The following is a 15705-nucleotide window of genomic DNA, read 5'->3' as shown; positions in this document are numbered from 1 at the left end:
ATTTAATAATGGGAGTTTGCATATGCAAGGAGAAATGGAAGACAAATGCGGTATTGTTGGAATTCATTCTAAAGACAGTTCCAAGGATGTTGCACCACTAGTTTATTATTGTTTGTATGCTTTACAGCACAGAGGTCAAGAATCAGCAGGAATCGCTAGTTTTAATCAAGAAAAAGGTTTTAAACACTACTATGGAATGGGTTTAATAACCAGCGTATTCACTGATCAGGAAATCAAAAATCTTGAAGGAAATATGGCTATAGGTCATGTAAGATATTCTACCACTGGCCAGTCAAAAGTTGAAAATTCACAGCCTTTCGTAATTGATTTTGGTGATAGCTTTATTGCAATGGCTCATAACGGGGATATTGTCAATTCCGATGAGCTGAAAAAGGAACTTATGGATGAAGGATTCTATTTCAGATCAGATTCCGATTCTGAAGTTATCTGTTATATGCTTAAAAAAGAGCATTATGACAACAAGAAAGATGTTTTGGAAGCTATTGAGGCTGTATGCAAAAAACTTGTAGGTTCTTATGCATTGACTATTTTAATCGATGGCGAATTGTATGGTGTAAGAGACCCTATGGGTATAAAGCCCCTTGCTGTTGCAAAAAGACAGGATAAATTTATTTTGGCTTCCGAAACCGTTGCATTTGATGTAATTAATGCCGAATTTGTTAGAGATATTATGCCAGGGGAAGTTGTTCACTTCAAAAACGATGAAATAAACTCCCACATGTTGGAAAGTGCTGGAAAATGCAAACTTTCTCATTGTATGTTTGAATACGTTTACTTTGCAAGACCTGACAGTACAATAGATGGCGTTAATGTTTACAAGACAAGAATGAACATCGGTGCCCAATTGCACAAGCTATATCCTATTGATGCGGATGTTGTAATTCCGGTGCCTGACTCATCAATCCCTGCAGCTATCGGTTATTCAAGAGCTTCAGGAATTCCTTACGGTGAAGGATTGATCAAGAACAGGTATGTTGGAAGGACATTTATTATGCCAACCCAGGAAGAAAGGGAGTTGGCTGTCAGACTTAAGCTAAACCCTATAAAAGATGCAATTAAGGGCAAAAAGATTATTTTAATTGATGACAGTATTGTAAGAGGAACCACTTCAAAGCAATTGCTGGACCTTGTAAAAGAGGCAGAACCTGCAGAGATTCACTTCCTTGTAGGTTGTCCTCCGGTTATATCTCCATGTTACTATGGAGTGGCAATGGCAACCAAAAATGAGTTGATTGCAGCAAATTACAGTACTGAAGAAATTCGAGAACAGCTGGGCATAGATTCCTTAGGCTACATTACCATTCCTGCTTTGGTTGAAGCAATCGGAATGCCTGAAGAGAAATTATGTTTAGGCTGTATAAATGAAGATTATCCTACTGAAATTCCTGAAGGGCTAGAAGCTGAAACTTACTACAAACCTTAAAGATTTTCATGGTTGAACTATTGGCTCCAGCTGGAAATTTCATATCATTGCGTGCCGTTTTAGAGAATGGTGCGGATGCAGTCTACTTCGGACTGGACAATTTCAATATGAGAGCCAATGCCAAAAACTTTTCCTTGGATGAATTGAGTGAGGTTTCACGCATTGCCCAGGAATATGGTGCCAAAACCTATCTTGGCACAAACATCATCTTAAACGAGAGGCTGGCCTCAGAGCTTGAGTCAAACCTGGAGGCAATCTCATCATCGGAAATTGATGGGCTTATTTTATCTGACATCGGTCTGATTGAGGATACAGTATCACATGGCCTTGAAGCGCATATCAGCGTTCAGGAAAACGTCACAAACTCCTATACCTTGAAAACCCTTAAGAAGCTCGGTGCTAAAAGGGCAATCCTTTCACGTGAGCTGTCCCTTAGGGAAGTTACCGAAATCACCCGAAAATCACCAATCGAAACTGAAATATTTGTTCATGGCGCAATATGCATGGCAATTTCAGGAAGATGCTTTTTAAGTTACGGATTATACGGAAGAAGCGCCAACTGCGGGGACTGCCTGCAGCCTTGCCGCAAAAACTGGACACTGACATATGAAGAAGGCGATGACAATGTCATCAACTTTTCGGACGTTGAAGATGAGAGATTCGTCATTACAGGAAGCGATGACGGAAGCTACAGGACCAATTTCTTTTCACCGAAGGACATGTGCATGATTGAATACATTCCCGAACTGATGGAAAGCGGCGTTGCATCATTCAAGATTGAAGGAAGGGCGAGAAGCCCCGACTACGGTGCGATGGTGACTGGAATCTACAGGCAGGCCATTGACGACTATGAGAATGATCCGTTGAATTATGCTGTTAAGGAAGAGTGGATGGACGAGCTTACAAGCGTGTTCAACCGAGGATTTGACACAAACTTCTACTTTAACACTCCATTTGAGAAAAGTGAAGATAACCAATCAAAATACATTAAGAAGGACATCGGGCAGGTTGTCAACTATTACAATAAGGTAAAGGCGGCCGAGTTGAGGATATGGGATGGCCTGGCGGTTGGTGATAAGATCATCATCCAGGGCAAGACCACAGGCTCTATTACCCATACAATCGATTCCATGCAGATTGAAGGGGAATCCGTGGATGGGGCTGAAAGAGGATGCAATGTTGCAATAGCAATGCCCGACAAGGTAAGAGAAAACGATTTTGTTTATAAACTGGTTGAGAGAGATATTGATGACTAAAAAGATTGCAATTTATGGTAAAGGTGGAATAGGAAAAAGTACTACAGTGGCCAACTTGTCTGCTGTATGGGCTAGTGAAGGTTTAAACTGTCTTGTAATAGGTTGCGATCCAAAGGCAGACACCACCCGTACTTTATATGGCTCCAGAATTCCCACTGTCGTTCACACTTTAAAGGATAACAGGAAACCTGAAAAGGATGACCTAGTTTTCACAGGTTTCAAGGGCATCCAATGCGTTGAAAGCGGAGGTCCCGAACCAGGTGTCGGCTGTGCAGGACGTGGAGTTATTGTGGCCATGAAAAGGCTTGAGCAGCTTGACATATTCAATGACGATTTGGATGTTGTCGTATATGACGTATTGGGTGATGTTGTTTGCGGCGGCTTTTCAGTGCCTTTGCGTGAGAAATATGCTGATGAAGTTCTGATTGTCACTTCCGGTGAATATATGGCATTATATGCGGCAAACAATATTGTTCGTGGAGTCAAGAAGCTTAAGGGTAACTTGAGCGGCATTGTCTGCAACTGCAGAAATGTGGATAATGAGGAGCAGATAGTCAACGACTTTGCTGAAAAGATTGGAACACATGTTATTGGTACTATTCATAGAAGTAATTTGATTCAGGATGCTGAATTAGATGCAAAAACCGTTGTAGAAAAATACTTTGATAGTGAAGAAGCACAAGAATACCGAGACCTTGCTTCAAGCATTATGCATAATGAAAACGTGTCCACTCCGGAACCTATGGGGGATGAGGAATTCGAGGAATTCTTCAAGTCATACATGGATTGAAATGTATTATTCGACAGACTACAGTTCCCCAATAGGCAAGATGCTGATTGCAAGTGACGGCGAGGCAATTTGCGGAGTATGGTTTTACGGCCAGAAACATTTCCCGTCAACTGATTTTATCGTCAATGACGATTTAGCTATTTTTAAGAAGGTTGCCAATTGGCTGGATGAATATTTCAACGGCAAAAATCCTAAGGTAAATTTCAAGCTTAAACCTCACGGGTCCCAATTCAGACGGAGGGTATGGAAAATATTGTCTGAAATTCCCTACGGCGAAACAAAGACCTATGGGGAGATTGCATCAATGATATCTCCAACAATGTCCGCACAGGCTGTTGGCGTAGCGGTGGGCCACAATCCGATATCAATCATAGTGCCATGCCATAGGGTATTGGGCAAGGATGGAAAGTTGACAGGTTATGCCGGCGGTATAGATAGGAAAATTTCATTGCTAAAACTTGAACATATTGATTTTTAATGTTTCCGTAAAATTAATCAAGCCGTCCGTATGGACTAAAAGCAGTACTTTGTTGAATTGAATTTTTGGATAAGTGTGAATAGGTTAAGTTTATTTAACAATTCCAATAAATAACTTTACATGGATTTGCCTTTAAACATAGTCATTGGTAATGTCATTTCGTTGATTGCGGGTGTTTTCATCATTTTAAGCATGTGGGTCAATGATGAAAAGCAGGCATACAAATACCAATTCTTAAATGCTTTCATCCTGATTATCTCTTCAGTTTTTTTCTTTTCATGGACGGGTGTTGTTACCATGGCCGTTGCGGCTTCAAGAAATGCCATGGTCTATTTTGACAGGCTGACATTCAGCTGGACCATGTTTTTCATTGCTGTTTCAGTGGTCTTTGGCCTTCTTGTGAATACCATGGGCCTTGTTGGAGTTTTGCCCATCATTGCAATAATACAGCTTTCGCTTTGCAATTATTATCTAAAGACAATCAAACCTATTAAAATCAGTTTCATCGTAAACAGCGCCATTTATGTTATCTATTTCCTTGCGATTTGGGACATTTCATCAGCTTCCATCGAAAGCTTTACCACTCTTGTCGGATTGGTTTCCCTGGCAAGGCTGATTTCTTCAGAGTCCAATTCAGCCTAATTTGCTGATGAATTCAATGATTTTTGCCACAGTCTGGTTTTGCTGGTTTTCAGGGGTAATGTTTGCGTCATTGTCTCCGCTTTGTTTTCCGTAGTATCCGAATTGGGCATGATTTCCGCCGTCAATGACATGTTCGCTCATATTGCTCATAAGAGGCTTTGCTTCATCATATGATTTTCTGTTAAGATTCCCGTCGTTTGATCCATAGATTGAGAGTGTCGGTTTTGTAATGTTTTCAGTCGGATATCCTGCAAGCAGTATTAACCCATCACCTTTTCCCGAATGCGCCATATATGATGATGCAACCACTCCTCCCAGGGAATGTCCGCACAATACATATTTTGAGTAGTTAGTTGTATCGATAATCTTGTCCGCTTCATTTTCACCGAACAATGCGAGATTGAACGGCATCTCAACAAGATAGCAGTCAATGCCGTTTGAGGATAATTCGCACAGCATCGGCAAATAAGATGTGTATTCAATTTTGGCACCAGGATAGAATATCAATGCTGTGTCGTTTCCATATCCGTCCAGGAACAATCCGTTGTTGACTTTGGTGATGTTTACCTCATTTGTTCCATTCAAATAATCTGTTGCAGCAGCTTCGGCAGGGCTGTATTCCGTTAAATAATATATGGAATATGCAACGGCCAATGCAGCAATCACGACAATTGCGATTTTGATTTTTTTGTTCATGGTAATATATTTTTTTCGAAACAATATTTAAATTAAACCTCCAACAGAACTAATGTCATGAAAAGACTTGCGATTTTTGATTTTGACGGAACACTGTTCGATTCGATTCATGATGTGCTTATTTGCTTCAACAGGGCCCTGGCGATTCATGATTTTCCGGCACTGACACGAGAGGAGCTCATTCCATGCCTGGGAGGAAATATCGATGAAATCGTTTCGCTTGTTTTAAAGGACAACAGCACTCCCCAGAATGTTGAAGCGGTTAAGGAGACATATCTTGACTTGTATTATTCGTCTGAAAAGGAATTGACCGTTCCGTTTCCAAAAGCCCATGGCCTTTTGAGGAAACTGCAGGATGATGGGGTGATATTGGCCATCAATTCAAATCGGCTGTCAGATTCCCTGGAACATTTTGTCAATAGATTCTTCAGCGACATTGATTTTGTCATGGTTGAAGGCCACAATCTCGTTGACCCGTCAAAGCCCCATCCGTGCGGTGTTCAAAAAATATTGAAAAAGGCGGAAGTCCCGCCTGAAGATGCAATCTACATCGGGGATTCCAATACAGACATTGCCACTGCGAAAAATGCTGGAATCGATTGTGTTGTTGTAAAATGGGGTTATGGCAGTGAAATCGACTGGAAAAACGATTATATTCTTGAATCCGTTGATGACATGTGCGAGATACCAAAGTATTTTTAATCCAAAATCCAACTATTAATTATGTTATTCGTAAACTATCCCAAATGTTCAACTTGCAGAAAGGCCAAAAAATGGCTGGACGAACACAATATTGATTATGACTCAAGGCATATCATAGATGACAATCCCGCTGCCGATGAATTGCGCAAATGGTGGGAAATATCCGATTTGCCTCTCAAAAGGTTTTTCAACACCAGCGGCATGAAATATCGCGAACTCAAACTGAAGGACAAACTGCCGGACATGTCTGAAGATGAGCAGTTGAATCTTCTGGCCACTGACGGCATGCTTGTCAAAAGGCCTATTCTGGTCGGTGATGATGTCGTGCTTGTCGGCTTTAAGGTAAAGGAATGGGAAGAGAAATTATTGTAGTTTCCTAAAGAATGCAAATTTTTAAAAATCAATTGAATTTTTGAAAATATAATATTTATTTTAATACTATAAGATACAAACATATAACCATTATGAAAAAGCTGCTGTTGATTGTTTTGATATTCCTGCTTATGGGGGCTGTCTGTGCTCATGATGATGCAAACGGCACTGCAGGCTCCGTACTTGGGGATACTGAATACACCTCCAGCATTGACGACGATGGCAAAACGCTGGAGGTTGGAGAGGGTGACTACATTCCGATTGGAGTTGATGTCGACCAGTCATACAGCCTCAACGTCTACATGGACAGGAAGGAATCCACAATCAATGAGGACATGAACAATGTCTCCCATGACCGTATCGACATTCCGACAAGTGTCGTCAGCGGTGATGATGAGGTGCCTCTGGGCCTTGGAAGGCACAGCATAATCTATGAGTTCAAGTTCACAAACACCACTTCGGTATACAGGCCAAACGCATTCGTCAGCGATTCTGTCGTATACTTTGACTTTGAGTTCATCCGAACAACCAAAAACCCCCAAAATGCAACCTACCGGTTCACGTCACAGTTCAACATCATAAAGGGAAACGAACCGATATCCCAGACACTGGATCTGGGTGATGTCAACATAACCCGTTCTGATTCCCTTTCATTTGCCCTCAGGGGATTGAACTTCGTCAGTGTTGATGTCTATCTTGACGGCGAGTTTTTCGATTCATTCGAAACCGATGAAAACCCATTTGAAGATGAAATAGACACAACCAAACTGGCAATAGGATCATATAATCTAGTGTTCATTGTGGAGACAGGCAAGGTCCGCGGAGAGTACACTGTGGAGGCAGACGGCTCAAAATCCACGGTCAGCATAAAGTTCGACAAATCACTGATCACAACCGCACAAAACAAATACATCACCACAATCAACGCAACGCTGAACGTATGTGAAATCCCTGATTTGAATGAGATTTACGTTGACGCACCTCCTGTTGAGGTAACCTACACAAGAAGCGTTCCGATACGCTTCGGGGGCGACGATGCAGGAAATCTCACAGTATACATCGACGGCGAAAAGGTTTATGATAGCTCCATTCTCCTCACCTGGGAAAATACACTATATATTCCTACAAAGGATTCGAATGGAAACTATTTTGATAAGGGCGTGCATGACCTCACATTCGAGTTCACATTCTCAGACAAGTACGCCACATTCAAACCGGAGGTAACTGAATACAACAATGCCCTCACCTTCGACTTTTTAGATTCACAGGCCACATCATCATTTGTAAACGACAAATACGTCATAAGGTCAAATCTCACCATTACAGATAATGCGGCACAGTTCATACCTATCACATCAGATGCAAGCGTAACCATCGTCCACACTGATGACATCAAACTCAAAATCGATGATTTGCAGGGTATCTACAACCTGACAGTGTTTGTGGACGACGTTGAAATATTTGACGAATACACCGGTCTCAATGAAATCGGAGTCAAGACATTCCTTGCCCGCTCATCCATTGAAGAGGTAAACGAGAGGGACATTAAGGTCGGAACCCATACCCTGAGGTTCGAGTTCCAGGCACTGTATGAATGTGATGTTGATGTTGAATTCAAAAACGGCGTTCTCAACTTCAAATTCACCCAAAAGGATTCCACAGTACATAATGATGGCATCCGCTACCAGTTCAACACCACCCTGAAAGTCACCGAAAAGCAGAAGACTGTCCACATAGTCGGAGTCAGGAACCACACCTATTTCGACGATACAGAATTTATCGTCATGATGAACCTCTATGAGATTAATGACGATGATGATGACGACGATGACGATGATGACGAGCCGCTTCCTGTAGGAACACAGGATGTCGGAATAATAGTAAGCGACGATAACGGGGTGGTATATACCGGAGACTATCTGATGAACGTCTATGATGTTCGGGAGTGGAACTACGAGTTTGAAAATGAGATGCTTTCGAAGGCAGGAACCTACACAATGAAAATCATAAACCTGGCGGACAATACTTACGACACTGCCAGATTCACAGTCAAAAAGGCAGACAGATCATTCAACAGGAAATATTCATCTAATGACTTCAGTGTCCTGTTCACCCTTGACTTCTCATCCTGCCGCTCAGACCTCAACTCACCATGCACAATTGAGCTTGACGGCCAGAAAAAGACAATCAACGTAAAGAAAGGCTCATCAGGCAGTAAAAGGGAAGTGCTTTTCGATGATGTTGATCCGGGAACCTACACCGCCACATTCACCCTCAAGGGAAATGAAATCTACAATGACGCAGTACTCAAATCAAAGGTCACAGTCAAAAAGGAAGATCCTACAGTCAGATATCACACAACAGGCTCAAATTCACTTGTTGTTGAAATAGACATAGGCAAGTCCAAAACCGGTGCCGATTTGACTGTAAGTGCAGGAGGGCTTGTGAAGAAATTTAATGTTGACAGGAATACAGAACGCCTCACAGTTGATTTAAGCGAGCTCGGCTCCGGAACATATGATGTAGACATAGATTTCGCAGGCAACGCAAGATACAACTCCAAAACCCTGAAAGGTGCCATTGAAATCACACATCAGCCAGAACCGCAGGTTCCACACAATGATCCGCAAACGGATGAAGAGAGAAATAATGCAGGTGATGGTGGAGGAAACGATGACGGAGGAACTGGTACAGGAACCGGAAATGCCAATGTGGCCGGAAGCGGAAACGGCACATACAACGGTCAGATATCCTTCAACGGCAAGGGATTTGACGGAAACTTGGGCACTCAGGGAAGCGGAAGCGGAAACGGCGAGGGGCCTAAAGGTTATGAAATAACTGAAAATGCAGTCAAGAAAATCGATGATAATTCATATGTATTTCTGATAATTATAATAGCCGCAATAGCCATTTGGATATTGGGCTTCATATATGAAAGAAGAGACAATGACGAGGAGGAATATTAGATAATCTCCCCTTTATTCATGGTTATACAATTACTTTATAACATTTATACGAGTTGATATTATGAAAATGAGAAAAATAATGCTGATAACGTTTCTGTTATTGGCGGCTTTGACAATTGGCGCTGTTAGCGCAGAGGACAATAACACCACCTCAGTCGACCTTCAGGTCGCAGATGAGGGGGATGACGTTATTGCGTTTAGTGGATATGATGAATATGAACATTATATCGAAGTAAATGAAGATGATGAAGAGGGAATTGATCTGGAATATGATGAAGGTGATGTTGCAACCATATACTTGCCTTCCAGTATAAACAAAGGCAGTTTCAGAGTCTACAATGTTGATGAGGAAATAGCAAGTTCAGACATAGATCTTGATGATGAAGAACATTGGGTACCTGATGAGGATGATGAAGACCTTTTATATGGTTACCTGTTTGTAAAGGACCTTGCTTCAACCAATATTAAAGATGGCGACACTCTCTCATTCAAGTTCTTTGAATACAAGAATAGTCAATATGTCGAGTTTGAAGAAATGACAGTCTCATGCAAAGTCAGAAAAACCGGTTCAACAATGTTCTTGACTGAAATCGACAGTCTAGTCGGGGCTGAAATTTCGGCCAATGACATTGCACTAAACAAAACTAGTGAAAATTTCACATTTGTCAATGTCACAGAAAGAATAGGAACATTTATAATAACAGTTGAAACTGATGATGGTGAAGACTATAAGGTATTTAAAGAGGATTTAGCAACTACTGAAAGGCCATATTCAGAATTTGACGATGAAGACGGAACTCACTATTATTGTTTTGCCTTTTCACTGGATGATTTAAACAATTATGTCGCTCAGAATCTTCCTGGTGCAGATTCATTCGTTGATTTGATTGACAAAGAAGTCATTTCCTCCGGTGATGAGATGTATTTCGAACTCCTTGAGGATGAGGCGGATGAAGATTCAGAAATAGCCTCCGAATCATGGACTATGACCATTAAGAACGGAAAGATTTATTTTGATGATGAGGAATACAAAGTTGATGTTACTTGTGATGATGATTTAGAGATTCCTATGGAAGGAGCATGGAATGAAACCGTAATACTATATTATGAAGTCAAAAAAGGCACAAATGGTAAAATCGTAATCTGTCTCAATGACAATCAGAATCCTGCATTTGAAAAGACATTGTCCGAATTGGAGCCGGATGATGAAGATGAAGACTACAACTATTATGATATAACTATTGCTGATTTAAACATAACTCAGGCAGGTGAATACGTGCTTCACTGCTATTTCTATGAAAATGAAGTGCTGATATATCCATATGATGATGAAGAGGACCCTGAAACCTTGGTGTTGCTTCCTTCCCAAGTCATAACAGGAGATAATGCAACAATTATTGTCACTCGGTTTTCTATTCGTGTCGATGAGGATAAAACTGTAATCACAATCAATGCGACTGATGCTCAGAATGATGATGAAGTGATAATATATGTTGATGGAAATGAATCTCCAATCAGAATTAATCTTGGCAATTGCACATTAGAGGATGATGGAATTTATACAATCTCATCAAAGCAATTAAATCTTGGAGTGGGTAATCATACTTTAAACATTACATACAAGGGAACCAATGCCATTGCTAATGTCACTATAACTACTGACCTTGTAATTGAAATTGCGGATGAAACCGTCTACACCTCACTCAATGATGCTTTTGTTTCCATAAGCCTTGTAGATGGTGAAATCACCGAATCCAGTGACATCACCGGTTTAGTAAATGTAACAATAACTGACAGTGATGGCAATGTCATAGCCACTATAGAAAAGGATATTAATGAAATAGGTTACGATGAGGAATCTCTTTTAATACGCACTAATGATATGAGTGTTGGATTGAATGGAACATACAATGTTTCTGTCAGATATTACAATGGAAACAAGGGTTTGGTTCAAGAGGAAGGTAGTGTAACATTCAAGGAATTGAGTGCTGACGATTATGGAATCTCCATCAATGATGTCATTGCTGATGATAAGATAATCATATTTAATGAACTTCCATTTGATAATGACATATTGGTTGCAATTGACGGAAACGAACCTATAAGATTTGATAAATCAAGTTTACGCGAAGGAGTTGATTCACAAAGCAAGAAGATATACTTCATAAACCAGACTCAGCTTGGACTTACAGACGGTCCTCACTCAATAAGCGTTTCCATTGAAAATGGTATGGATCTCATACCTCTGGCAAACGTGAATGTCACTGTAGATTTAAAGGAAAACATTGATCCTGCATTGACAATTTCTATAGCTAACATTGAAGTCGGAAATGATGCAATTGTGTTAATCACTACCAATTCCACATTCACAGGCAATGTCCTCGTACAGGTTGCAGGCAAGAACCTCACCGTCAATGTCATAGAGGGTAAAGGTAACGTCTCCGTCACCGGTTTGGATGTGGGCACATACACCGCAACCGCAACCTTTGCACCGAATGCATTTTTCCTAAGCAGTGTCAAAACAGCCACTTTCAACGTGACTGCAAAACCGGTACAGCCTGAGAAAAAGGACGATACAAAACCTGTTGTCAAAAAGAACACCATAAAACTGACCCTCAAAAAGGTAAAGGTCAAAAGGTCAGCCAAAAAGCTTGTATTGAAGGCAACCCTTAAAATCAACGGCAAGGCCGCCAAAGGCAAAAAAATCATCTTCAAATTCAAGGGCAAAAAATACAAGGCAAAAACAAACAAGAAAGGTGTTGCAAAAGTAACAATCAAGAAAAAAGTTCTTAAAAAACTCAAAAGGGGTAAAAAAGTTACTTATACTGCAAAATATGGTAAAGTTACCAAAAAAGTAACCGTTAAAGTTAAAAGGTAATTGCTTCGGCAGTTACTTTCTTTTTTATTTTTTCGATATCAAATCATCGCTATAATTTTTAAATGCAGCTTCAATATTTCACCATTCCCCTGATGCAAAATTCATTATATTTGCTGCATATTCAAGTATCTTAATCATGCATTTCAGGTGAAGCTAATTTTGCAAGCTCGTATAATAGTTTTTCAAAAAAAATACATGTAAAAGCATAATAATGGTACTATGCTTTTAGTCTTTTTTCAATCAAGAAATTGATTAATATGTTTTTAATAAATCCGGTATGTCTTTGATTACCCTTTCAAATCGGACTCCATAGGTGTGGGTTGGATCATCAATTGTTTCTTCTATTGCCTTTTTGGTGAGTTCGCCGGCAATCTTTGCTGCTGATGTAGGGCTTTTGCCAACCATGGTTGAGCCTACAAATGATGATGCAAAGACGTCCCCTGTTCCGTGGGATACGTAATCGACTCTGTCGTTGTATACCATTTCAAGTGAGGATTCGCTTTTGTCCAGGACAATCATTCCCATCTTATTTTCCTTGTGGGTATCTCCTTTCAGGATAACGTATTTTTTTGTAAACTCGGCAAGCTCGTTTGCCATTTCCACCATTTCCTCATTTGTGAATTCTTCCTTCCAGGGTCTATGCAGGATATAACATGCTTCTGTTGTGTTTGGAAGGATAAAATCACCCAGTTTACAGAGTTCCCCCATACTGTCTGCAAATTCCTGGTCGAATCCGTTGTAGAATTCGCCCTGGTCTGCCATTGCAGGGTCAACAAATACGAGTCCATCGGGTTTCAGTCTAGACTCAATAATGTCTTTGATGTAGTCTAGTTGTTCTATTGAAGCTATGAATCCGGTATATATCGCATCGAAATAGATTCCTTCCTTTTCCCAGTGCTTTTGGATGGCAGGAAGATCTTCTGTCAAATCCCTTACGGTAAAGTCTGTAAATCCTGAAGTGTGTGTGGATAAAACAGCGGAAGGCAATATTGCAGTCTCTATTCCAAATGCAGATATTACAGGCAGTGCAACGGTTATTGAGCACTGTCCGTAACAGGATATATCCTGGATTGTTAATATTTTTGTTGTGTCGTTCATTCTTTCAACTCTAAAATGTAATAAGTTAATTTGTATATTGCTTTGAAAAATATTTATATCTTGGTATTGTTGCCTTAATACTTATTTTTTAATGCAATTGAGAATTCAAATCAACCATATAACAATTGTTATTATATGTATATAAATTTTTTCATGTCACTTAAAAAAGGAATAGAGATGGGTTAGAATTTTTTGATTCAACTTTTTAAAAGGGAATTAACTGTTTTGGCTGATATCGCAATGACTTGTCAAAAAACTCTCTTAAAATCCCATGGTCATTGAATATGTATGCGTGTTATATTTAGAGGAAAATGGGCGACCATGTTCATTTGCAATCTTTTGAATTCACCATCTCTCGAAAGTGCATTACTGCGCTTTCACTCAATAGTAGGTCAATGCTATTTAAAAACTTTTGGTAACCGATTGGTCACCATAAACAGAAAAGTTTATATACTTCAAAAACAAGTCAATATAGCCGACTGATTTTTTGGAGGTAACTATCATGAACATCACTAAACATGTAACATCTTGTCCTATAGAATTGGTTGTAAAATTGATTAACAAAAAATGGGTAATTCAGATAATGAGAGATTTATTTTTCGGTAAATCCCGTTTTCATGAATTCAAGGAAGACAAACCTGATCTTTCAAACAAGGTATTGAGCCACTGCCTGAAAGACATGGAAAACAACGGTCTGATTCAAAAGATTGTCGACAAGTGCGACAAGAAGAACGTCAGGTACATATTGACCGAAAAGGGCAAATCGCTCAACAAGGTTATATATGAAATCGCCATGGTGACCGTTGACAGCGAGAACTACTCTGATAAAATCAGAAATGACCTGAAAACAAGTTTTCAGGAAAACCTGCTTTAGGTTGAAAAATTAATATTTGGGTTTCGGTGTGGACCCTAAAAAGCTACTTTTTTTCATTAACTTTAATATACAAAAGGAACTTAATTAATATTGAATAAAATATTTTAGGGGACAAAATATTGTTAGATATAAAATTGTTCAGAGAAAATCCGGAAATAATAATAGACTCTGAAAAGAAGAGATTTAGAGGCACTGAAAATGTGGAAAAGGTAATAGAATATGACACCTTATGGAGAGAAGGTGAGAAAAAGCTCAATTCATTAAGGGCTGAGAAAAACAAATTATCCAAATCATTCAAAAAGGCTAAAGAGGAAGGCAATCTTGAAGAGGTCATTGCCAGATCCAAGGAAGTGGCTGCGGAAATCAAGGAGCTGACAGCCAAAAATGCCGATTACCTCAAGCTCAGAGACGATTACAGATACAAGGTCGGAAACGTCATTGACGAGGATGTTCCGATTTCAGACACTGAAGATGACAATGTGGTTGTGAGGACCTACGGCGAAAAGCCGGAATTTGATTTCGAAGCTCTCAATCACGTCGATTTGATTGAATCAATTGACGGTGCAGATTTGGAGACTGCAGCTGAAATCGCAGGAGCAAGATTCTACTATCTGAAAAGAGATATTCTGCACCTTAACCTGGCCTTGATTCAATTTGCACTCAATGAACTGGAAAATGAAGGTTACATTCCGATGCAGACCCCATTCTTTGTAAAAGGGGAAGTTGCAGCCGAAACTTCCGAACTCGGCGAGTTTGAAGAGACCCTGTACAAGGTTGAGAATGAAGACATGTACCTGATTGCAACCGCTGAGCAGACCCTTGCAGCATTTCACCGTGATGAAATCATAAGTCCCGATGAGTTGCCGTTGAGATACTGCGCTCTTTCAACCTGCTTCAGAAAGGAAGCTGGCTCACACGGTAAGGATACCCTGGGAATTTTCAGGGTCCACCAGTTTGAAAAAATCGAACAGTTCATCTTCTCAGCACCTGAAGACTCCAAAAACCAGCATGAGAAACTGATGGAAGTGACTGAAGGAATCTATCAGAAACTGGGTCTTCCATACCAGGTCATAGCTATAGTGTCATCTGCATTGAACGACAATGCGGCCATCAAATACGACCTTGAGGCATGGTTCCCTGGATCTGAAACCTACCGTGAACTGGTTTCATGTACCAACTGTAAGGACTATCAGGCACGTAAGACCAAGACCCGTGTTGGAAGGGCAGGTTCAGGCGATGCGCAGATACTACATACCTTAAACAGTACTGCAATCGCAACCGAAAGAACAATGTGCTGTATCTTGGAAAACTATCAGCAGGCTGACGGCAGCGTTAAAGTTCCTGAAGTGTTGGTCCCTTACATGAATGGAAAAACTGTCATTGAAGCTAAAAAATAAGTTATTTTAAATTCTAGTGTGTTTACACACACTTCAACTATTTTTTTTGATTGAAGTAAATAATATATTACTTTCAATTTTCTTTTCAAAATACATTTAAACTACACATAAT

At 40.1% G+C, this 15705-nt stretch carries 13 protein-coding genes; 11 read left to right on the top strand and 2 right to left on the bottom strand.

Going from position 1 to position 15705, the window contains the following annotated elements:
• Window positions 1–22 precede the first annotated feature (22 nt).
• The 5 genes from purF to E7Z79_RS00840 all read left to right on the top strand — a co-directional run bounded on the left by purF (window position 23) and on the right by E7Z79_RS00840 (window position 4610).
• Entirely contained in the window at window positions 23–1444 is a 1422-nt protein-coding gene (gene purF / locus E7Z79_RS00860; RefSeq protein WP_303738093.1) for an amidophosphoribosyltransferase, read from the top strand.
• 8 nt (window positions 1445–1452) lie between these two features.
• Window positions 1453–2700, top strand: a complete 1248-nt coding sequence (locus E7Z79_RS00855) for a peptidase U32 family protein (RefSeq protein WP_303738092.1) — start codon at window positions 1453–1455, stop codon at window positions 2698–2700.
• Window positions 2693–3490: a Ni-sirohydrochlorin a,c-diamide reductive cyclase ATP-dependent reductase subunit gene (cfbC, locus tag E7Z79_RS00850; protein ID WP_303738091.1), complete on the top strand. Its 798-nt coding sequence runs from the start codon at window positions 2693–2695 to the stop codon at window positions 3488–3490. Before E7Z79_RS00855 ends, cfbC begins: the two co-directional genes overlap by 8 nt.
• Before the next feature lies 1 nt (window position 3491).
• Window positions 3492–3968, top strand: coding sequence for a methylated-DNA--[protein]-cysteine S-methyltransferase (locus tag E7Z79_RS00845; protein ID WP_369693414.1), 477 nt, complete (start codon window positions 3492–3494; stop codon window positions 3966–3968).
• A gap of 120 nt (window positions 3969–4088) precedes the next feature.
• Entirely contained in the window at window positions 4089–4610 is a 522-nt protein-coding gene (locus E7Z79_RS00840; RefSeq protein ID WP_303738089.1) for a YgjV family protein, read from the top strand.
• Here the strand turns inward: E7Z79_RS00840 and E7Z79_RS00835 are convergent.
• Window positions 4602–5306, bottom strand: coding sequence for an alpha/beta hydrolase (locus tag E7Z79_RS00835; protein WP_303738088.1), 705 nt, complete (start codon window positions 5304–5306; stop codon window positions 4602–4604). The two genes, E7Z79_RS00840 and E7Z79_RS00835, sit on opposite strands and share 9 nt — an antisense overlap.
• Before the next feature lie 57 nt (window positions 5307–5363).
• Here E7Z79_RS00835 and E7Z79_RS00830 point away from each other — a divergent pair, with 57 nt between their 5' ends.
• The 4 genes from E7Z79_RS00830 to E7Z79_RS00815 all read left to right on the top strand — a co-directional run bounded on the left by E7Z79_RS00830 (window position 5364) and on the right by E7Z79_RS00815 (window position 12224).
• Window positions 5364–6008: an HAD family hydrolase gene (locus E7Z79_RS00830; protein WP_303738087.1), complete on the top strand. Its 645-nt coding sequence runs from the start codon at window positions 5364–5366 to the stop codon at window positions 6006–6008.
• A 21-nt stretch (window positions 6009–6029) separates the two neighbouring features.
• Entirely contained in the window at window positions 6030–6380 is a 351-nt protein-coding gene (locus E7Z79_RS00825) for an arsenate reductase family protein (RefSeq protein WP_303738086.1), read from the top strand.
• A 92-nt stretch (window positions 6381–6472) separates the two neighbouring features.
• The gene (locus E7Z79_RS00820) at window positions 6473–9346 is read left to right on the top strand and encodes a hypothetical protein (protein WP_303738085.1); all 2874 of its coding nucleotides are present in this window, start codon (window positions 6473–6475) and stop codon (window positions 9344–9346) included.
• Window positions 9347–9407: 61 nt separating this feature from the next.
• Entirely contained in the window at window positions 9408–12224 is a 2817-nt protein-coding gene (locus tag E7Z79_RS00815) for an Ig-like domain-containing protein (protein ID WP_303738084.1), read from the top strand.
• A gap of 252 nt (window positions 12225–12476) precedes the next feature.
• On the opposite strand, the gene E7Z79_RS00810 is transcribed toward E7Z79_RS00815, so the two are convergent.
• On the bottom strand, window positions 12477–13322 hold the full coding sequence (locus tag E7Z79_RS00810; protein ID WP_303738083.1) for a pyridoxamine kinase: 846 nt from the start codon (window positions 13320–13322) through the stop codon (window positions 12477–12479).
• 502 nt (window positions 13323–13824) lie between these two features.
• On the opposite strand from E7Z79_RS00810, the gene E7Z79_RS00805 reads away from it, so the two are divergent.
• The gene (locus E7Z79_RS00805) at window positions 13825–14196 is read left to right on the top strand and encodes a helix-turn-helix domain-containing protein (RefSeq protein WP_303738082.1); all 372 of its coding nucleotides are present in this window, start codon (window positions 13825–13827) and stop codon (window positions 14194–14196) included.
• A gap of 119 nt (window positions 14197–14315) precedes the next feature.
• Window positions 14316–15593, top strand: coding sequence for a serine--tRNA ligase (serS, locus tag E7Z79_RS00800; protein ID WP_303738081.1), 1278 nt, complete (start codon window positions 14316–14318; stop codon window positions 15591–15593).
• The last annotated feature ends 112 nt before the right edge of the window (window positions 15594–15705 follow it).

Source organism: Methanobrevibacter thaueri (assembly GCF_015062905.1).
Taxonomy (GTDB): Archaea; Methanobacteriota; Methanobacteria; order Methanobacteriales; family Methanobacteriaceae; genus Methanocatella; species Methanocatella thaueri_A.
This window is presented reverse-complemented; position numbering and strand designations above follow the sequence as displayed.